The following is an 18,553-nucleotide window of genomic DNA, read 5'->3' on the forward strand; positions in this document are numbered from 1 at the left end:
AACACGCGGTTAGCGTGGGGCAAAGACGCTGGCCAACGGGAGAGACGCTATGGCGCAAATCGACTACTATTTTTCGACCCTGTCGCCCTTTGCCTATCTCGCCGGGCCGAGGTTCTCGGAGATCGCCTCGCGCCACGGCGCGGAGGTGGTATACAAACCCCTGGACATCATGGCGCTTTTCCCGCGGACCGGGGGCACGCCGCCGGCGCAGCGCCATGCTTCGCGGATGCAGTACCGCGCCGAGGACCTGCCGCGGCAGGCGCGCAAGGCGGGGCTGGATCTGAACCTGAAACCGGCGCACTGGCCGACCAACGGCGCGCCGTCGTCCTATGCGATCATCGCGGCACAGAAGGCGGGTGGCGGAGACATCGGCGCGCTGGTGTTCGCGCTGCTGCGCGCCACCTGGGCCGAGGAGAAGGACATCGCCGAGGACGCGGTGATCCGCGAGGCGCTGACCGGGGCCGGGTTCGATGCGTCGCTGGCGGACAGCGGTCTGCTCGTCGGGGCCGAGACCTATGCCGCCAACCTCGAAGAGGCGGTGAACAGGGGGGTGTTCGGCTCTCCGTTCTGGATCACGGAGTCGGGGCAGAGGTTCTGGGGGCAGGATCGGCTGGAAGACCTAGACCTGCACCTGTCGGGCAAGCTCTGACCGGGGGTCGGCTCAGCCGTTCTGACCGTTCGCGGTGCGGGGCAGGTTGCGTGCCATGGCGAGGTCATCCCGCGTCGGCAGGCGGCCTGCATACCAGATGGCCGCTCCGCTGAAAAGGAAAAGGCCGATGACGCTGGCTGCCATGAGGAAAAGGACGATGATCGGGCTCATGGATTTTTCTCCTGTGTGACGCCGGGTTAACCGCTCCCGCCGCCGGTTGGTTCCCCTGCCTCGGGGTTTTTTTGAGACCGCACCGGGGTGCGGCCTGTTTTCAGGAATAGCTTCGGCGGGGGCTGGCGGGCAATATCTTGTGCCCGCGGCGCGTTCCGATCTGCCGGAAGCGTGTAAAGCTGCAACAGGGGGGGCGCGGTGCGGGCGTCAGGCCGGGGCGGTCAGCCCTTCTTGCCGATCATCGGTTCGGTTCCGGCGCGGATGCGGGCGATGTTGGTCGCGTGACGCCAGAAGATCAGCAGGGTCAGCACCAGGGTGAGGGCGGTCATCCCGACATGTCCCAGAAGCAGCATCCAGGCGGTCGACATCAGCGCCGCGACGAGCGCGCCGACGCTGGAGATGCGCGACAGTGCCGCCCCCGCGAGCCAGGTGGCGCAGCAGAGCAGCCCCACGGGCCAGGACAGCGCCAGCACGATGCCGAGGAAGGTCGCGACGCCCTTGCCCCCCCTGAAGCCGAGCCAGACCGGGAAGCAGTGCCCCAGGAACGAGGCGAGCGCCGCCATCTGGGCGGTGTCCTCGGCGCCGAGCCAGCGGGCGAGCAGCACCGCCACCGCGCCCTTGCCGCCGTCGAGCAGAAGCGTCGCCGCGGCGGCGCCCTTGTTGCCGGTGCGCAGGACGTTGGTCGCGCCGATGTTGCCCGAGCCGATCTTGCGCAGATCGCCGAGGTTCATCGCGCGGGTCAGCAGCAGGCCGAAGGGGATCGAGCCGAGCAGGTAGCCGATCACCGCCCAGAGCACGATCATCGGAGTGGAGGAAACGAGGTCAGGCAGCATCAGGCACTCCGGAAAACGGGCAGACCGGCGACGAAGGTCGCCAGGACCTTACCCTGAAGCCGGGCGCCATCAAACGGCGTATTGCCGGACTTGGAGCGAAGCTTGAACCGGTCGAGGATGAAGGGCTTGTCGGCATCGAACAGGACGAGATCCGCCGGAGCGCCCCGACTCAGGCGCCCGCAGTCGAGACCCAGTCGGCGGGCCGGGTTGAGCGACAGCGCGCGGAACAGCGTGGGCAGCTCGACCTCGCCCGAGTGGTAGAGGCGCAGCAGCACCGGCAGCATGGTTTCCAGACCCACCGCGCCCGAGGCGGCCTCTTCGAAGGGCAGGCGCTTGGATTCCTCGTCCTGCGGGGTGTGGAAGCTGCCGATGATGTCGATGAGACCGGTGCGCACCGCTTCGAGGATCGCCTGCCGGTCGTCTTCGGAGCGCAGCGGCGGCTTGACCTTGAAGAAGGTGCGGTAGTCGGAAACGTCGAGCTCGTTCAGCGTGAGGTGGTGGATGGAGGTTCCCGCCGTCACGTCGAAGCCGTTGGCCTTGGCGCGTTCGAGCGCGGGCAGCGCGCGCGAGGTGGTGATCTGGTCGGCGTGGTAGCGAACGCCGGTCATCTCGACCAGGGCGAGGTCGCGGTCCAGTCCCATCCGTTCCGCCATGGGCGAGACAGAGGGCAACCCGCGCAGCGAGGCGAACTTGCCCGAGGTGGCGGCACCGCCCTTCGACAGTCCCGGCTCCTGCGGATGCGCCATGATGAGCGCCCCGAGCGAGCGCGCATAGCTCATGGCGCGGGACAGGACGCGGGTGTCCTGCACCACGCGGTCGCAATCGGTGAAGGCCACGGCCCCGGCATCGAGCAGGAAGCCGATCTCGGTCATCTCGCGGCCCTCGCGGCCCTTGGTCAGCGCGGCCATGGGCAGCACGTTGACCGGGGCGTCATCCTCGGCCCGGTCGCGGATGAAGCTCAGCACTTCGGGGGTGTCGATGGCCGGGCTGGTGTCGGGGCGGGTGACGATGGTCGTCACGCCCCCGGCGGCGGCGGCCAGTCCCGCGCTCTTGTAGCTTTCCTTGTGCCGTTCGCCCGGCTCGCCGACCTTCACGCCGATGTCGACGATCCCCGGGGCAAGATAGGCGTTGCGGGCGTCGATCACCTCGGCCTCGATGCCGTCGGGCGCGGGGGTATCGAAAACCTCGGCGATCCGCCCGTCGCGGATCAGCAGCGCCCCCGGCGCGACGGAACCGGCTTCGGGGTCGATCAGGCGGGCGTGGGTGATGAGGGTGGGTTTCATGGTCTCGGCTTCCCTCGGGCGGGCGGCCAGGTTCCGGGCAATCTCTGGCGCCGGACCGGGCGGGAACGTGTTCAGATGCATGTCGCGGGTCGTATCACGCCTGCATCGCAGAGCCGAGCCGACACGTTTCGGCGATACCGTCCGGGGTCGGATAAGGCAAGCCCGGGGCGCCCGGTCGGTGCATCGCGGCGCCTGTGCGGGCCGGTTTCCTGCGTGCGGGGGGCGGCGCGGACGTCATCCCGCCCCGTCGCGCAGGATCTCCGACATCATCCGGTAGACCCGGTCCGCATCGTGGATGCGGTCGAAGCCATACGGCGTGGAGCCGATCTCGGTCCGGATCAGCGCGTCGTCGGATAGGAGCGCGTGGTGCCGCCGTGCGAACCAGACCGACCCCGGCCCGTGCCGGTCGAGGGTCAGGGGCATGGTCGCCACGAGATCATGGGTTTCGATGCGGGCGGGCAGGAGCGGCAGGTCGACGTAGATGATCGCCTGGCGGCGGGTCAGGAAATACCGGGTGTAGCGCCGCACGAGGCCGCGGCGCAGCGCATATCCGCCCACCCGGTCCAGTCCGACCAGCAGCATGAGCGCGAAGAGGACGAGCAGAAGCGCCTTCAGCCAGAGCGCGCCGGGATCGAACGGGATCGCCGCGACGAAGGTGCCGCCCGCATAGAGCACCAGCAGCAGGTCGAAGAAGATCACGGAGGAGGGCGGGCGGGGATGCAGCGTCGGCGCGGTGTCCGGACGGCCCTGCCACAGGATCTCGTCCCCTCCTGCGTGGGGCAGGGGTGGCGCCACGCCGATCAGCCACCCTGGCGCAGCGCCAGCGCGATGACCAGGAGGATCAGGATCGCGGCCCCTATCAGCACCAGTTTCAGCACCGGAGAGCGTGTCGCCCCGAGCCCGCCGCCGCCTTGGCCGGTCGCCGTGCCCTGCGCCGAGCGACTGGACAGCGAGGCGTCGCGCGGGCGGGCGGTTTCCTCCTCGAAGGAGCCGACCCAGCGCAGCGGCTGGGAGATCGTCAGGGTTTGCGAGGTATGGTCGAAGGCCTGGCTCGGCAGGATGACCACATGCCCGCGCAGCGCGTCGATCTGCCCCCGCATGCCCCGGAATTCGGAGCCTTTGACCTGGTGCGCTTCGGCCAGGTAGGCCGAGAGCGACATCGAGTCGAGATCGCGGATCGACACCACGTCGATGAAGGCCGGGCGCAGCCTGTGCGCCCCCAGGGCGTATTGCAGCGGCCATTCGCCGGTTCCGGCCTGCGTGGTGAAGCGCTCGATCGCTTCGGCGGGAAGGTCGAGATGGAAGAGCCGGACGGTTCCCGATTCGGAGCCGTTGATCTGCATGGTCGTCATGGTCACTTTCCACTGGCTCGACGCGCAGCGCCTCGCTGTCTTCGGGGGCGTCCGGGCCGGGCGATGGAGTCGCCCGCCGGTTGCATTTTTCGACTGTCAGGAAACCCGGTCTCCGGGTCTTCCGCAAGGGAAACTCCGCCTCAGGCGCTGAGTTCCGTCGGACGTGCGCGCAGGTTGCGGGCGAGCAGGTCCATCGCCGCCATGCGCACGGCCACGCCCATCTCGACCTGCTCCTGGATCACCGAGCGGTTGATGTCGTCGGCAATGGTGCCGTCGATCTCGACCCCCCGGTTCATCGGTCCGGGATGCATGACGATGGCATCGTCCTTGGCAAAGCCGAGCTTTTCGGCGTCGAGGCCCCAGCGGTGATAATATTCCCGCTCGGAGGGAATGAAGCCGCCGTCCATGCGTTCCTTCTGGAGCCGCAGCATCATCACCACGTCGGCATCCTTCAGCCCCTCGCGCATGTCGTCATGGACCTCGACCCCGAAGGCCTCGATCCCCGAGGGCATGAGTGTCGACGGGCCGACCAGCCGGATGCGGTTTTCCATCTTGTGCAGCAGCAGGATGTTGGAGCGCGCGACGCGGCTGTGGGCGATGTCGCCGCAGATGGCGATGTTGAGCCGGTGCAGGCGGCCCTTGGAGCGGCGGATCGTCAGCGCGTCCAGAAGCGCCTGGGTCGGGTGTTCGTGGCGCCCGTCCCCGGCGTTGATCACGGCGCAATTGACCTTCTGCGCCAGCAGATCCACCGCGCCGGAATGCGGATGGCGCACCACCAGAAGATCGGGATGCATGGCGTTCAGCGTCAGCGCCGTGTCGATCAGCGTCTCGCCCTTCTTGATCGACGAGGCCTGCATCGACATGTTCATCACGTCCGCGCCGAGCCGCTTGCCGGCAAGCTCGAAGCTGGCCTGGGTGCGGGTCGAATTCTCGAAGAACATGTTGATCTGCGTCAGCCCCGACAGCACCGAGGAATGCTTTTCCCGCCGCCGCGACAGGGTGACGTACTGGTCCGCCAGATCGAGCAGCGTGGTGATCTCGTCCGGGCGAAGGGGCTCTATGCCCAGAAGGTGACGCTGGTCGAAACGCATGGCGGTAGCTCCGTGAGGTCTGCGCCCGGTTATAGAAAGCCGGTTCCGGCGGGACAAGGCCCGTGCGCCTGCGCCGCGCCCGGCCCGCGCGACGCCAACCCTAGCGGCGACAGCCCGGCCGGATCGCAAAATATTGTGGATCGAGGGCGTTTCCGGCTTGACCGCTTTGTGCGTGCAGTTTTACCTGCAGGGGCAAAACACTTGGGGAAATCAATGAATTGCAAACGTATCGTCGCCGGGGCTTTTCTCCTGGCAGCGCTGGTTGTGTCCGGCTGTGCGGAACAGGCCCGTCGCGTGCCTGCCACCTATGTTCCCAGCATCGTCTATCGCGGCGCCTCCTGCCAGGAACTGGCGCATGAGCGGCAGGTTCTTGCGGGCTATGTCACCAGCGTGGCGCGCGACCAGCGCAACGCCGCCAAATGGGACACCGCCGGTGTCGTCGTCGGCACGCTGATCTTCTGGCCCGCGCTGTTCGCGCTGCCGATGACCACCGACAAGTCGGCGCAGCTTGCCTCGGCGCGCGGTCACTACGATGCGCTGGTCAAGGCGCAGACCGAACAGGGTTGCGGCGGTGTCGGTACGGCCGGCCAGATGCGCCCGGTCTACCAGTATTCCGCGCCGCAGGCCGTCGGCACCTGGAAGCGGTATCCGGGGCAATTCCCCCCGATGTGATCGCAGGGGCGGGCGCCGCCCGATTGCGGTGGCGGCACCCTCGGACAGGCCCTAAACTCCGGCCTCATGGAATCGGCTCTGGAATGGCACTACGCGCGCGCCGCGCTGGATTGGCAGATCGACCTCGGGGTCGATGAGGCCATCTGCGAGCTGCCGGTGGACCGGTTCGCGGCCGAAGCCGAAGCGCGCGAGGCACGGTCGGCCCCGAAGGTGGCCGCCGCCCCGGCCCCGGGCGTCGCGCCGAAGTCCGATCCCGTCGCCGATGCGCTGGACGAGGCGAGGCAACGCGCCTCCGGGGCGGATACGCTCGACGCGCTGCGCGAGGCGCTCGCCGGCTACGAGCATTGCGAACTGAAGCGCGGCGCCCGCAACCTGGTGTTCTGCGACGGCGTGCCGGGCGCCCGGGTGATGATCGTGGGCGAGGCACCGGGCCGGGACGAGGACATCCAGGGCAAGCCCTTTGTCGGGCGCGCCGGGGGGCTGCTGGACCGGATGCTCGAGGCGATCGGCCTGTCGCGCACGGAAAACGTCTACATCACCAATGTCATGCCCTGGCGGCCGCCGCAGAATCGCGACCCGCTGCCGGCCGAGATCGCGATGATGCAGCCCTTCCTGTCCCGCCATATCGCGCTGGCGGACCCGGATGTGCTGATCATCACCGGCAACATCGCCTGCGACGCCCTGCTCGGACGGCGCGGCATCACCCGGCTGCGCGGCCAGTGGACCGAGGCCGAGGGCCGTCCGGCCCTGCCGATGTTCCACCCGGCCTACCTGCTGCGCCAGCCGCACCTCAAGCGCGAGGCCTGGGCGGATCTGCTGGAATTGTCCGCCAAGCTGAAAGCCACGGGATGAGAGCGGGGGCCGTGCTCTGCGCGCTGGTGCTTGCCGCGCCGGTGGCGGCCTTCGAGATCGACTACGACCGGCTGTTCCGGGATCACGCCGACCGCGTGATGGTGGCCGAACCGGGGGTCGAGCGGCTGGAGCTGCCCGGCCCGGTCATCGTCGAACGGCGCGGCACCCGCATCCGTGCCACGGACCAGAGCGGCTGGGGGCCGGCCGGCTGTGCCGTCGACCGGCTGGTGTCGGCGGCGACCGTGGTGCTGGCCTGTCCGGACCGTTTCACCCCCGAGATACGCGACCGCGTCGCCTTTCAGGCGCTGCGCGGGGCGCGGTTCTTTGCCGCCAACACCGCGCCCTCCGGCGATGCCGCCGGCGCCGAAGGGCTGCTGCGCGAAACGCTCGCCCGGCGTCTTGAGAGCGACCGGGCCGCGCTCGACCGCGCCTGCGCCGATCCCGAAAGCCCGCTTGTCGCCTTTGCCTGGCACCTGGCGGAGGAGGCCAGCCTGCAGAGGTTCGAGAAGATCCTTTCGCAGCCGCGCCTGCCCGTCTCCCACCCCTGTCCCTGAGAAGACCGCATGAGCCGTATCGACGACACCAAGGATTTCATTCCCGTCCGCATCGCCATCCTGACCGTCAGCGACACCCGTTCGCTGGCCGAGGACCGCTCGGGCGACACGCTGGTCGCACGGCTGACCGGCGCCGGGCACGTGCTGGCCGACCGTGACATCGTGACCGACGACCGCGCTCTGATCTCCGACCGCCTGCGCCGTTGGATCGCCGATCCGGAGGTCGACGTCATCATCTCTACCGGCGGCACCGGTCTGACCGGGCGCGACGTGACGGTCGAGGCGCATCGCGACGTCTACGAAAAGGAGATCGACGCCTTCGGAACGGTCTTCACCATCGTCTCGATGCAGAAGATCGGCACCTCGGCCGTGCAGAGCCGTGCCACGGGCGGGGTTGCCGGGGGCACCTACCTGTTCGCCCTGCCGGGAAGCACCGGCGCCTGCAAGGATGCCTGGGACGAGATCCTGTCGCTTCAGCTCGATTATCGCCACCGACCGTGCAATTTTGTCGAAATTTTTCCGCGTTTGGACGAACATCAGCGACGGAAGTGACCGGCGACTGCGTAAAAGCCTTGTGTAGCGGCGTGATCCGGTGCGGGTTTACACTCGTATTCGGGGCCGGAGCCCCAACCACGGGAACAGGTGCATGAGATTCATTCGGCAGAGTCTGCTCGGGCTCTTTCTGCTGTCCGCAAGTCTGGGGCTGCTCGTCTGGGCGGGGGTGCTGGTGCGGGATGCGGTGCAGGCGCGTCTGGCCGACACGCCGTCGGTGCCGCAGGCGCGGGAGCGGATCTTTGCCGTCAACGTCGTCACCGCCACGCCCGAAAGCGTCGTCCCCGTGCTGACCGCCTTCGGCGAGGTGCAAAGCGCCCGCACGCTGGAGTTGCGCAGCGCGGTCGCGGGGTCGCTGACCGACATCAGCCCCGATTTCGTCGACGGCGGGCGGGTCGAGGCCGGGCAGCTTCTGGCGCGGATCGACCCGGCGGACATGCAGGCGGCCCTGGACCGGACCCGCAGCGCGCTGCGCGATGCCGAGGCCGAGCTGGGCGATGCCGAGCGGGCCGTGGTGCTGGAACAGGACGCACAGCGCGCCGCCGAGGAACAGGCGGCGCTGCGGGAAAAGGCCTTCGAGCGGCAGAAGAACCTTGCGGACCGGGGTGTCGGCACCTCTGCGGCGGTCGAAGAGGCGGAACTGACCGCCTCCTCCGCGCGGCAGTCGGTGGTGACGCGGCGGCAGGCGGTGGCGCAGGCCGAAGCGCGGGTCAACCAGGCGCGGACCAGCCTGGAACGCGCCCGCATCGCCGGCGAGGAAGCGCAGCGCAGACTGGACGAGACCGAGATCCGCGCCGAGTTTTCCGGCCAACTGAGCGAGGTTCTCGTCGTCTCGGGGCGGCGCGTGTCGGCCAACGAACAGCTTGCGACGCTGGTCGATCCGGATGCGCTCGAAGTGGCGTTCCGCGTGTCGACCCAGCAATACGCCCGACTGCTGGATGGCGAAGGGCGGTTGCAGAGCGCGCCGATGACGGCGGTTCTGGACCTGTTCGGCACCAATCTCCACGCGAGCGGCATGCTCGACCGCGAAAGCGCGGCGGTGGGCGAGGGGCAGACCGGCCGCCTGCTCTTTGCCACGCTCGCCGCGCCGCGCGGGTTCAAGCCGGGGGATTTCGTCACGGTCGAGGTCCGCGAGGCTCCGCTGGAGCAGGTGGTGCGGCTGCCGTCGACCGCGCTCAACGCCGCGAACGAGGTTCTGGCGCTGGGCGGTGACGACCGGCTCGAAGCGATCCCCGTCACGCTGCTGCGCCGTCAGGGCGACGACGTGCTGGTGCGGTCGCCGCAGATCGAGGGGCGCGACGTGGTGGCCGAGCGCACGCCGCTTCTCGGAGCCGGGATCAAGGTGCGCCCGCTGCGCCCGGCGGGCGAGGCCGGAGCCGAAGCCGCGGCGCCGGTGGCGGAGATGCTGGAACTCAGCGCCGAGCGGCGGGCGCGGCTGGTCGCCTTCGTCGAAGGCAACACGCGGATGCCGGACGAGGCCAAGCAGCGCATCCTGGCGCAGCTCTCTCAGGAAATGGTGCCGACGCAGGTGGTCGAACGCATCGAATCCCGGATGGGAGGCTGATCCATGCGCCAGATTCCCGGTCAGGCCAGCGGCATTCTCAGCTACTTCACCCGGCACCCGACCGTGGCGAACCTGCTCCTGGTCCTGCTGCTCGGGGCCGGTCTGCTGGCGGCGCCGAACATGCGGGCGCAGTTCTTTCCCGACGTGGTGGACGACGACATCACCGTCAGCGTCTCCTGGGACGGGGCGGGGGCCGAGGACGTGGATTCCGGCATCGTGCAGGTGCTGGAGCCGACGCTTCTGGCGGTCGAGGGCGTGGTGAACACCACCAGCCTCTCGCGCGAGGGGTCCGCTTCGGTGGATCTGGAATTCGAGCCGGGCTACGACATGGCAAAGGCGCTCGACGACGTACAGACGGCGGTGGATTCCGTGACCAACCTGCCGGAAGAGGCCGACGACCCCTCGATCCGGTCGGGCGGCTGGCGCGACCGGGTGACGGATGTCGTGATCTCCGGGCCGGTCGCGGTCGGCCAACTCGGGCGGTTCTCGGACGAGTTCGTCGCGCGGCTGTTCGCGGTCGGGGTGACGCGGACGACGATCCGCGGCCTTGCCGCGCCGCGCACGATGGTCGAGGTGCCGTCACAGAACCTGATCGCCTTCGACGTCACGATGGAGCAGATCGCCGATGCCATCGCGGCCGAGGTCGACACCGCCCCCGCGGGCGACGTGACGGGGGCCAACGCCCGCGTCAGGACCGGCGTCGAAAAGCGCAGCGCCGAGGACATCGCCGCCATCGTGCTGCGGTCGGACCCGGACGGGACCAAGCTGACCGTCGGCGACGTGGCCGAGATCCGGGTCGAGGGCGTCGACCGCGCCCGCACCTATTTCGTCGGCGACAATCCGGCGATTTCGGTCCGGGTGGACCGTTCGGCCAAGGGCGATGCGATCCGGATCCAGCGCCAGGTCGAGGAGGTGGCGCGCAGCTTTCAGGCCTCGCTGCCCGAAGGCACCACGGTCGACCTGATTCGGACCCGTGCCGAGGCGATCACCGGACGGCTCAACCTGCTGCTGGACAACGGGGTCACCGGGCTGCTGCTGGTGGTGACACTGCTGTTCCTGTTCCTGAATGCCCGCACCGCCCTGTGGGTGGCGGCGGGGATTCCGACCTCCATGCTGGCGGCGCTGGCGATGATGTACATGTTCGGGATCACGCTCAACATGATCTCGCTCTTCGCGCTCATCATCACGCTGGGCATCGTCGTGGACGACGCCATCGTGGTCGGGGAGCATGCCGACCACATGTCCCGCCACGGGCTCGGCCCGGTCGAGGCGGCGGAGACGGCGGCGCGGCGCATGGCGCTGCCGGTGTTCTCGTCCACGCTGACCACGGTCATCGCGTTCTTCGGACTGACCGCCATCGGAGGGCGGTTCGGGGACATGATCCAGGACATCCCCTTCACGGTGATCGTCGTGCTGCTGGCCTCGCTGGTGGAATGCTTCCTGATCCTGCCCAACCACATGTCCCACGCCATCGCCGCCACGGCGAAGAAGGCGCATTGGTACGACCTGCCGTCGCGGGTGGTGAACCGGGGGTTCCGCTGGCTGCGCGAGACGCTGTTCCGGCCCTTCATGCGGGGCGTCGTCATGGCGCGCTACGTGGTGCTGGCCGGGGCGCTGCTGGCGCTGGCCAGCCAGGCGGCGCTGTTCATCCGGGGCGACGTGCTCTGGCGGTTCTTCAACTCGCCCGAGCAACCCTCGGTCACCGGCAATTTCGCCATGGCACCGGGCGCGACAAGGGCCGAAACCATCGAACAGATGCGGCTGCTGCAGCAGGCGACGGACACGCTGGGGCGCGAATATGCCGAGCGTTACGGCCGCAACCCCATCGACTACGTGATCGCCGAGATCGGCGGCAATGCCGGTCGTGCCCTGCCGGGGACCGAGAGCAAGGACGAGGACCAGCTCGGCGGGATCTCGATCGAGCTGATCGACCCCGACCTGCGCCCCTATTCCAGCTTCCAGTTCGTCGGCGAATTGCAGGAGCGGGTCGAGAACCACCCGATGGTCGAGACGATCAGCTTCCGCGGCTGGCGTTCGGGCCCCGGCGGCGATGCGCTGGACGTGCAGTTCTACGGGGCGGATGCCGCGACGCTCAAGGGCGCGGCGGAGGATCTCAAGACCGCCCTGCTGCGCTATCCCGAGGTCTCGGCGGTGGAGGACAACCTCTCCTACGACAAGGAGGAGCTGGTGCTGGAGCTGACCCCGCAGGGCAAGGCGCTGGGCTTTACCATCGACGCGCTCGGGACGGTGCTGCGGCACCGGCTCGGCGGGATCGAGGCCGCGACCTATCCCGACGGGCCGCGCAGCGCCACGATCCGGGTCGAGCTGCCGGACAGCGAACTGACGGCGGATTTCCTCGAACGGACGCAGCTGCGCACCCCGGAGGGAGCCTATGTGCCGCTGGCCGATATCGTCAGCGTCAGCCGCAAGACCGGCTTTTCCACGGTGCGCCGCGAGAACGGATTGCGGCTGATCTCGGTCACAGGCGACATTTCCGAGGACGACCCGGAACGCGCGGCGGATATCCAGAAGACGCTGGATCAGGAGATCCTGCCGAAGATCGGCGAGGAACGGCAGGTGGAATTCCGGCTTTCGGGCCTGTCGGAACAGGAACGCGATTTCCTCGCGGATGCGGAAACCGGGCTGATCCTCGTGTTGCTCGGCATCTACCTCGTGCTGGCCTGGGTCTTTGCCAGCTGGACCCGTCCGCTGGTGGTGATGTCGGTGATCCCCTTCGGGCTGGTCGGGGCGATCTACGGCCATGCACTGTGGGACGTGCCGCTGTCGATGTTCTCGGTCGTGGGATTGCTGGGCATGACCGGCATCATCATCAACGATTCCATCGTGCTTGTGACCCAGATCGACGAATATGCCGAGGATCGGGGAATTCTTCAGGCCATCGTCGACGGTGCGGCGGACCGCCTGCGCCCGGTGTTCCTGACCACGGCGACGACGGTGCTCGGCCTCGCGCCGCTGCTCTACGAACGCTCGGCCGATGCGCAGTTCCTGAAACCCACGGTCATCACGCTGGTCTACGGGCTGGGCTTTGGCATGCTGCTGGTGCTGATGGTGGTGCCCGCGCTGATCGCGGTGCAGCACGACATCGGCCGCCGCCTGACCGCCTTCCGGCACGGCATGGCGTTCCGGGCCGGCGGGGTGCGGGCGCTGATGCTGGTATCCTTCGCCGGGGTGCTGGCCTGGCTGGGCGCGACGATGGGCATGGTGGCGATGACCGGAGCGCTGCCGGCGGCACTGGCCCTGCCCGCGCTGGCGGTCCTGCCGCCGCTGGCCGCGGCCTTCGTGCTGTTCATCGGGGGAGTCGCCGGGGGGCTGCTGGTGCTGCTGGTCGCGACAACGCTCGGCTTTGCCCTGACCCGGCGGCAGAAGGCGGTCTGAGGGGTCAGTCGCAGCCCTGGATGTCGACGGCCTGCCGGTCGCCGAGAACGGTGAAGCGCAGCTTCGAGCGGTCGAGCGCAAAGGATTTGCCGTCCATGTGCATCAGCCGGGTTTCGGTGATGAGGGTCCTGCCTTCCCGGCGGATCTCCGGTTCGCCGCTCCAGATGCCCGGCTGGCCGCTTTCGACCACCGCGCTCTCGCGTCCGCCGATCGGGGGCATGTCGATCTCCGCGCGCAGGGCAAGGCCGCCCCTGGCGGGCGAGATGCTGCACCGCACGCCCGAAACCGCGGCTTCGCCCCGCGACAGGGGGGCCGAGGCGAGGGCGGCCGCGATCAGCGGATCGGGCCGGGTGGCGCCGGGCGACAGAACGGCACGGGCCCGCACGGTTTCCGGCAGGCAGACGTCGCTGCAGACGCCGAGCTGTACCTCGGCGCGCAGGTCGATGTCGCCGGCGCCGCGGGCGCGGACGCGGATCGGCAGAACCAGTTCCTGCTTGTAGCCGATCGAACGCATCCCCGATTGCCAGAACACGTGCGGCGTGGGCCAGAGCAGGGCGACCCCGGCGAGGTTGCGCGACCCGCTCCAGTCGAAGAGCGGGGGGATGCCTGCCTCTCCCGGGGCGCGCCAGTAGGTCTTCCATCCCGGCGCGAGGGTGAGATGCAGCGCCGCCATGTGATCGCCGTCCGGCAGACGCCAACCTGGCCGCAACTCGGCGGTGATCGGCTCTTGGGCCGCGACCGGGGCGGCCAGCGCGACGGCAAGGCCGAGGGACAGGAGCAGACGTCTCATCATGCCGATGACATGCCCGCCGGTGGTTGAAATGCCAAGTCACATTCCGGAGACAGGATGTTGCCGGTCCTCGGGTCTTGGCTTGCACGCCCCGGACCGGCGGGCCATGTTGGGGTGAGCAGACCGACACTTCAGGATACACCGACTTCATGGAAACCGCCTCCGGCGCCACAGATCTGACGGGCCGCATGCTCATCGCGATGCCGGGCATGGGCGACCCGCGTTTCGACCATTCCCTGATCTACATGTGCGCCCATTCCGACGAGGGGGCGATGGGCCTCATCGTCAACAAGCCCTCTGCGGACGTGACGATGGACGGGCTGCTGGAACAGCTTTCCATCACGCCCGGAGAGGGGCTGGACCTGCGCCACGTGCATTTCGGCGGCCCGGTCGAGATGGGGCGGGGATTCGTGCTGCATTCGCCGGATTACCGGTCCGAGCTGACCACGCTTCAGGTCGACGAGGCCTTTGCCATGACCGGGACGCTCGACGTGCTGGAGCATATCGCCAAGGGCGACGGGCCGCTGCTGTGGATGGCGATGCTGGGCTATTCCGGCTGGGGTCCGGGGCAGCTCGAGAACGAGCTGGCCGAAAACGCCTGGCTGGTCTGCGACGCGAGTCCCGAACTGGTGTTCTCGACCACCGATTCCGCCAAGTGGGAAGCGGCGCTGAACTCGCTCGGGATCGCGGCGCATGTCCTGTCGGGCGAAGGCGGTCGCGCCTGATCAGTCCCGCGGCGCGGCGGCGCGGCCGAGACGGTCGTTGATCGCCACGCCAAGGCCCAGATGCGGCACCGGCGCGACCGCGATGCGTTCGGCGCCGGAAGCGTCCAGCCGGTGCAGGTATTCGAACAGGTTGGCGGCGGCATCGACCAGATCGCCGGTCGGCGAGAGGTTGAGATCGCAGGCCATCGGCCCGAAACCGAGCGTCGCCTCGCCCGCGTGCCAGTCGGTCGCGTTCAGCCGCACCCGCGCGTGCGGCGCATAGTGGGACGCGAGCTGGCCGGGGGCCGAGATCGCCTCGGAATCCTTGCGTTCGGAAATCGGGCGCTTCAGCACCTCGGCGATGTCCTCGAGCGGCAGCCCCCCGGGACGCAGGAGAGTGGGGCGCCCGGTCAGACCGAGGATGGTGGATTCGACGCCGACCCCGCAGCGCCCGCCGTCGAGCACCGCTTCGATCCGCCCCGTCAGCCCGTCGCGCACATGCGCCGCGCGGGTCGGGCTGATCCGGCCCGAGGGGTTGGCCGACGGCGCGGCGACCGGCCCGCCGAACTCCGTCAGCAGGCGCCGGGCGACCGGGTTGGCGGGCATTCGCACCGCGAGGGTGGGCAGACCGGCCGACACCAGCCGCGACACCCCGGCGCCGGCCTTGAGGGGCAGTACCATCGTCAGCGGGCCGGGCCAGAAGGCTTTGGCGAGGGTCTCGGCCTCGGGCGACCAGTCGACGAGGTCCCGGACCGCGTCGAGATCGGCCAGGTGCACGATCAGCGGGTTGAAGCTGGGGCGGCCCTTGGCCTCGTAGATCCGCGCCACGGCATGATCGTTGCGGGCGTCGGCGCCAAGTCCGTAGACCGTCTCGGTCGGGAAGGCGACAAGCCCGCCGCCGGACAAGAGCTCCGCCGCGCGGGCAAATCCGGCATCGTCCGCGGTCAGGCTCTGGGTTTCGATCATGCTACAAAGGTCCGTGACGCCGCGTTTTTGTTGGACTGGGCCGCCGAGGTCAGTAGGTTCGGGCTCAGGATTTCCTGCCTTTCCTAGCGAAGGGCCAATACATTGCCAAGCTTGGACCAAGTAAATGCCCTACACCGCCCCCGTCCCCGAATTCACCTTTCTCCTGGACCATGTCGTCGGTTTCGATGCCGTCGCGGGTACCGAGCGATACGGCGATGCCAGCCCGGACATGGTGGGGGCCGTGCTGACCGAGGCGGGCAAGCTCTGCGACGAGGTGCTGGCGCCGCTGAACCGCAACGGCGATCTTCATCCGGCCCGGCTGGAAAACGGCGTGGTGCGCACTTCGCCCGGGTTCGCCGAGGGGTATCGCGCGATTGCCGACGGCGGCTGGGTGGCGATCACCGCCGCTCCCGAATACGGCGGCATGGGGCTGCCGGTGACGGTGTCGACCGCGGTGAACGAGATGATGTCGGGCGCCTGCCTCGCGCTTCAGTTGAACCCGCTGCTGACCCAGGGCCAGATCGACGCGCTGGAACATCATGCCAGCGACGAGATGAAGGCGCTGTACCTGCCCAAGCTGATTTCCGGCGAATGGGCCGGGACCATGAACCTCACCGAGCCGCAGGCGGGGTCGGACGTCGGGGCGCTGTCCTCTAAGGCCGAGCGCAACGATGACGGCACCTATGCGGTGACCGGGCAGAAGATCTTCATCTCCTGGGGCGACGGCGACGTCACCGAAAACGTCTGTCACCTGGTGCTGGCACGACTGCCGGACGGCAAGCCCGGCACGAAGGGAATCAGCCTGTTCATGGTGCCGAAATACCTGCCCGACGCGCAGGGCAATCCGGGGGTGGCCAACAGCCTCAAGGTGGTGAGCCTGGAGCACAAGATGGGCCTGCACGGATCGCCGACCTGCGTGATGTCGTACGAGGGCGCGACCGGCTGGCTGGTGGGCGAGGAACATGACGGCATGCGCGCCATGTTCACCATGATGAACAACGCCCGGCTCAGCGTCGGGGCGCAGGGCATCGGCGCGGCCGAGGGCGCCTATCAGCACGCGCTGGCCTATGCGCTGGAGCGCAGGCAGGGCCCGACGCCCGAGGGGGGCATCGTCGGCCATGCGGACGTGCGGCGGATGCTGGCGGGCATGAAGGCGGATATCTTTGCCGCCCGCGCCATCTCGCTCGCCTGCGCGGTGGCCATCGACATGTCCCGCGCCACGGAATCGGCCGAATGGACCGCCCGCGCGGCGCTGCTGACGCCCATTGCCAAGGCCTTCGGTACCGACGTCGGCATCTCCGTCTCGGAACAGGGGGTGCAAGTCCACGGCGGCATGGGTTATGTGGAAGAGACCGGCGCCGCGCAGTTCTACCGCGACGTGCGCGTGACGGCGATCTACGAGGGCACCAACGGCATTCAGGCGATGGATCTGGTCGGACGCAAACTGATGGATGGCGGCGAGGCGGCGAACCGCCTGCTGGACGAGATCGAGGCCAATGCCGAAGCGGCGCGGGCGTCGCTGCCCGACCTTGCGGGCGCGGTCTGGGACGCGGCGGAATCGCTGCGCGAAACGCTCGACGGGCTGGTCGCGCAGAAGATGGGCGAGCGCTTCGGCGGCGCCGTCCCGTTCCTGCGCGCCTTTGCGCGGGTGCTCGGCGGACATTTTCACCTGCGCGCCGCGATGGCTGACCCGGAGGGAACCCATCGCCGTCTCGCGGATTTCTACATCACGCGGCTTCTGCCCGAACATACCGGCCTGCTGGCCCAGGTCAGCGCCGGGGATGAAACGCTCATGGCAATCACTACGGAAGATCTTGCGGCATGACCGAAGGACTCGGCTATCCCTGGAGGGAACCGCCCGCGGCGGGAGAGGCGATCGAAGTGGCGGAGGGGGTGCTCTGGTTCCGCCTGCCGCTGCCCATGCGTCTGGACCACGTCAATGTCTACGCGCTGGACGACGGCGACGGCTGGACGCTGATCGACGCCGGCATGTCGACGCCGGAATCATTGGCGATCTGGGAGACGATCCTCGCAGGGCCGCTGAAGGGCAAGCCGGTGCGGCGGGTGTTCCTCACCCATCACCACCCGGATCACGTCGGGCTTGCGGGCTGGTTCCAGGAACGGGGCGCCGAGCTGGTGGCGACGCGCACCGCCTGGCTGCTGGCGCGGATGCTGGTGCTCGACCAGGAGGAACTGCCGTCGGCCGCGCAGGTCTCGTGGTGGCGCAAGTGCGGCATGGCGCCGGACATCCTCGCGAGGCGCGAACGGGAACGCCCGTTCAACTTCTCGGATTGCGTCTGGCCGATGCCGGTGGGGTTCCGCCGAATCCGCGAGGGCGAGACCATCAGCATCGGCGGGCGCGACTGGGACATCCACGTCGGCAACGGCCACGCCCCGGAACACGCGACCCTCTGGTCGCGGAGCGACAACCTGGTGCTGGCGGGGGATCAGATCCTGTCCACCATCAGCTCCAACATCGGTGTCTACGCCACCGAGCCGGAGGCCGACCCGGTGGGCGAATGGCTGGAATCCTGCGAACGTCTGGCCGAGATCGCGCAGACCGATCACCTCGTGCTCGGGGGGCACAAGCTGCCCTTCACCGGGCTTCCGTTCCGCATGGCGCAGCTGATCGACAACCATCACGGCGCGCTGAACCGCCTGCATGCCCACCTGGCGGAACCGAAATCGGCCGGAGACTGCTTTCCCCCGCTGTTCAAGCGCAGCATCGGAGAGGCGGAATACGGTCTCGCGCTGGTCGAGGCGATGGCCCACTGCCTGCATCTCTGGCACGAGGGCCGGGCAGAGCGCAGCACGCGCGAGGACGGCGCCTGGATCTGGACGGCCATTTGACGCACCCCGCCGGAGCAGGGGAAAATAAGGCAATGTCCGCCCATTGTCGTGGTGACAGGTCCGGGGAAATGCGCTAACCACAACTCCGACTGCGGAAATCAGAGACGGACCAGAAACATGGCAGAGTACAAGCACGGCAGCATGGACATCACCACGCAGGAAAAGACCTTTGCCGGCTTCATCACCTTCGTGATCCGCACCGTGATCGTCATCACGGTGCTCGTCCTCCTGATGGCGATGTGGAACGCGTGACGCGCGACAGGTTCTGATCGGG

Annotated in this window: 19 protein-coding genes; 11 read left to right on the forward strand and 8 right to left on the reverse strand. The window is 68.6% G+C overall.

Annotation, left to right across the window (positions count from 1 at the left end; genetic code table 11):
• Nucleotides 1-49: 49 nt before the first annotated feature.
• A complete protein-coding gene (locus tag ACN0RJ_RS03145) occupies nucleotides 50-649 on the forward strand; it encodes a 2-hydroxychromene-2-carboxylate isomerase (protein WP_417723373.1) in 600 nt (199 codons plus the stop codon).
• 12 nt (nucleotides 650-661) lie between these two features.
• Here ACN0RJ_RS03145 and ACN0RJ_RS03150 read toward each other — a convergent pair whose 3' ends face one another.
• The 6 genes from ACN0RJ_RS03150 to ACN0RJ_RS03175 all read right to left on the reverse strand — a co-directional run bounded on the left by ACN0RJ_RS03150 (nucleotide 662) and on the right by ACN0RJ_RS03175 (nucleotide 5,379).
• Nucleotides 662-820: a hypothetical protein gene (locus ACN0RJ_RS03150; protein ID WP_417718392.1), complete on the reverse strand. Its 159-nt coding sequence runs from the start codon at nucleotides 818-820 to the stop codon at nucleotides 662-664.
• Between the two features lie 221 nt (nucleotides 821-1,041).
• Nucleotides 1,042-1,653, reverse strand: coding sequence for a glycerol-3-phosphate 1-O-acyltransferase PlsY (gene plsY, locus ACN0RJ_RS03155; protein WP_417718391.1), 612 nt, complete (start codon nucleotides 1,651-1,653; stop codon nucleotides 1,042-1,044).
• Complete coding sequence (gene pyrC / locus ACN0RJ_RS03160) at nucleotides 1,653-2,936, reverse strand: dihydroorotase (RefSeq protein WP_417723374.1); 1,284 nt, start codon at nucleotides 2,934-2,936, stop codon at nucleotides 1,653-1,655. Before pyrC ends, plsY begins: the two co-directional genes overlap by 1 nt.
• A gap of 234 nt (nucleotides 2,937-3,170) precedes the next feature.
• The gene (locus ACN0RJ_RS03165; protein WP_417723375.1) at nucleotides 3,171-3,731 is read right to left on the reverse strand and encodes a hypothetical protein; all 561 of its coding nucleotides are present in this window, start codon (nucleotides 3,729-3,731) and stop codon (nucleotides 3,171-3,173) included.
• A 5-nt stretch (nucleotides 3,732-3,736) separates the two neighbouring features.
• On the reverse strand, nucleotides 3,737-4,288 hold the full coding sequence (locus ACN0RJ_RS03170) for an aspartate carbamoyltransferase catalytic subunit (RefSeq protein ID WP_417723376.1): 552 nt from the start codon (nucleotides 4,286-4,288) through the stop codon (nucleotides 3,737-3,739).
• A 140-nt stretch (nucleotides 4,289-4,428) separates the two neighbouring features.
• Complete coding sequence (locus ACN0RJ_RS03175) at nucleotides 4,429-5,379, reverse strand: aspartate carbamoyltransferase catalytic subunit (protein ID WP_417718387.1); 951 nt, start codon at nucleotides 5,377-5,379, stop codon at nucleotides 4,429-4,431.
• Nucleotides 5,380-5,673: 294 nt separating this feature from the next.
• On the opposite strand from ACN0RJ_RS03175, the gene ACN0RJ_RS03180 reads away from it, so the two are divergent.
• The 6 genes from ACN0RJ_RS03180 to ACN0RJ_RS03205 all read left to right on the forward strand — a co-directional run bounded on the left by ACN0RJ_RS03180 (nucleotide 5,674) and on the right by ACN0RJ_RS03205 (nucleotide 12,969).
• A complete protein-coding gene (locus ACN0RJ_RS03180) occupies nucleotides 5,674-6,051 on the forward strand; it encodes a hypothetical protein (RefSeq protein ID WP_417718386.1) in 378 nt (125 codons plus the stop codon).
• A gap of 66 nt (nucleotides 6,052-6,117) precedes the next feature.
• Nucleotides 6,118-6,903 carry a uracil-DNA glycosylase gene (locus ACN0RJ_RS03185; RefSeq protein ID WP_417723377.1) on the forward strand — a complete coding sequence of 262 codons (786 nt, stop codon included), beginning with the start codon at nucleotides 6,118-6,120 and terminating at the stop codon, nucleotides 6,901-6,903.
• Nucleotides 6,900-7,457: a hypothetical protein gene (locus ACN0RJ_RS03190; RefSeq protein WP_417723378.1), complete on the forward strand. Its 558-nt coding sequence runs from the start codon at nucleotides 6,900-6,902 to the stop codon at nucleotides 7,455-7,457. The genes ACN0RJ_RS03185 and ACN0RJ_RS03190 overlap by 4 nt, the downstream gene beginning before the upstream one ends.
• Before the next feature lie 9 nt (nucleotides 7,458-7,466).
• Complete coding sequence (gene moaB, locus ACN0RJ_RS03195) at nucleotides 7,467-8,009, forward strand: molybdenum cofactor biosynthesis protein B (RefSeq protein ID WP_417718383.1); 543 nt, start codon at nucleotides 7,467-7,469, stop codon at nucleotides 8,007-8,009.
• Between the two features lie 94 nt (nucleotides 8,010-8,103).
• Nucleotides 8,104-9,573, forward strand: a complete 1,470-nt coding sequence (locus tag ACN0RJ_RS03200; protein WP_417723379.1) for an efflux RND transporter periplasmic adaptor subunit — start codon at nucleotides 8,104-8,106, stop codon at nucleotides 9,571-9,573.
• Nucleotides 9,574-9,576: 3 nt separating this feature from the next.
• Nucleotides 9,577-12,969: an efflux RND transporter permease subunit gene (locus ACN0RJ_RS03205; RefSeq protein ID WP_417723380.1), complete on the forward strand. Its 3,393-nt coding sequence runs from the start codon at nucleotides 9,577-9,579 to the stop codon at nucleotides 12,967-12,969.
• 4 nt (nucleotides 12,970-12,973) lie between these two features.
• Here the strand turns inward: ACN0RJ_RS03205 and ACN0RJ_RS03210 are convergent, their stop codons facing one another.
• The gene (locus ACN0RJ_RS03210) at nucleotides 12,974-13,762 is read right to left on the reverse strand and encodes a protein-disulfide reductase DsbD domain-containing protein (protein WP_417723381.1); all 789 of its coding nucleotides are present in this window, start codon (nucleotides 13,760-13,762) and stop codon (nucleotides 12,974-12,976) included.
• 146 nt (nucleotides 13,763-13,908) lie between these two features.
• Here ACN0RJ_RS03210 and ACN0RJ_RS03215 point away from each other — a divergent pair, with 146 nt between their 5' ends.
• Nucleotides 13,909-14,484 (forward strand): YqgE/AlgH family protein, encoded by a 576-nt coding sequence (locus ACN0RJ_RS03215; protein ID WP_417718379.1) that lies wholly within the window; start codon nucleotides 13,909-13,911, stop codon nucleotides 14,482-14,484.
• Here the strand turns inward: ACN0RJ_RS03215 and ACN0RJ_RS03220 are convergent, their stop codons facing one another.
• The gene (locus tag ACN0RJ_RS03220; protein WP_417723382.1) at nucleotides 14,485-15,429 is read right to left on the reverse strand and encodes an L-threonylcarbamoyladenylate synthase; all 945 of its coding nucleotides are present in this window, start codon (nucleotides 15,427-15,429) and stop codon (nucleotides 14,485-14,487) included.
• 124 nt (nucleotides 15,430-15,553) lie between these two features.
• Here ACN0RJ_RS03220 and ACN0RJ_RS03225 point away from each other — a divergent pair, with 124 nt between their 5' ends.
• From ACN0RJ_RS03225 to ACN0RJ_RS03235, 3 genes are all read left to right on the forward strand, one after another.
• Nucleotides 15,554-17,254, forward strand: coding sequence for an acyl-CoA dehydrogenase (locus ACN0RJ_RS03225; RefSeq protein ID WP_417723383.1), 1,701 nt, complete (start codon nucleotides 15,554-15,556; stop codon nucleotides 17,252-17,254).
• Entirely contained in the window at nucleotides 17,251-18,279 is a 1,029-nt protein-coding gene (locus tag ACN0RJ_RS03230) for an MBL fold metallo-hydrolase (protein WP_417723384.1), read from the forward strand. Before ACN0RJ_RS03225 ends, ACN0RJ_RS03230 begins: the two co-directional genes overlap by 4 nt.
• Nucleotides 18,280-18,396: 117 nt before the next feature.
• On the forward strand, nucleotides 18,397-18,531 hold the full coding sequence (locus ACN0RJ_RS03235) for an aa3-type cytochrome c oxidase subunit IV (protein WP_417718375.1): 135 nt from the start codon (nucleotides 18,397-18,399) through the stop codon (nucleotides 18,529-18,531).
• Nucleotides 18,532-18,553: the final 22 nt, after the last annotated feature.

The organism is Salipiger sp. (genome assembly GCF_048261495.1).
Taxonomy (GTDB): Bacteria; Pseudomonadota; Alphaproteobacteria; order Rhodobacterales; family Rhodobacteraceae; genus Salipiger.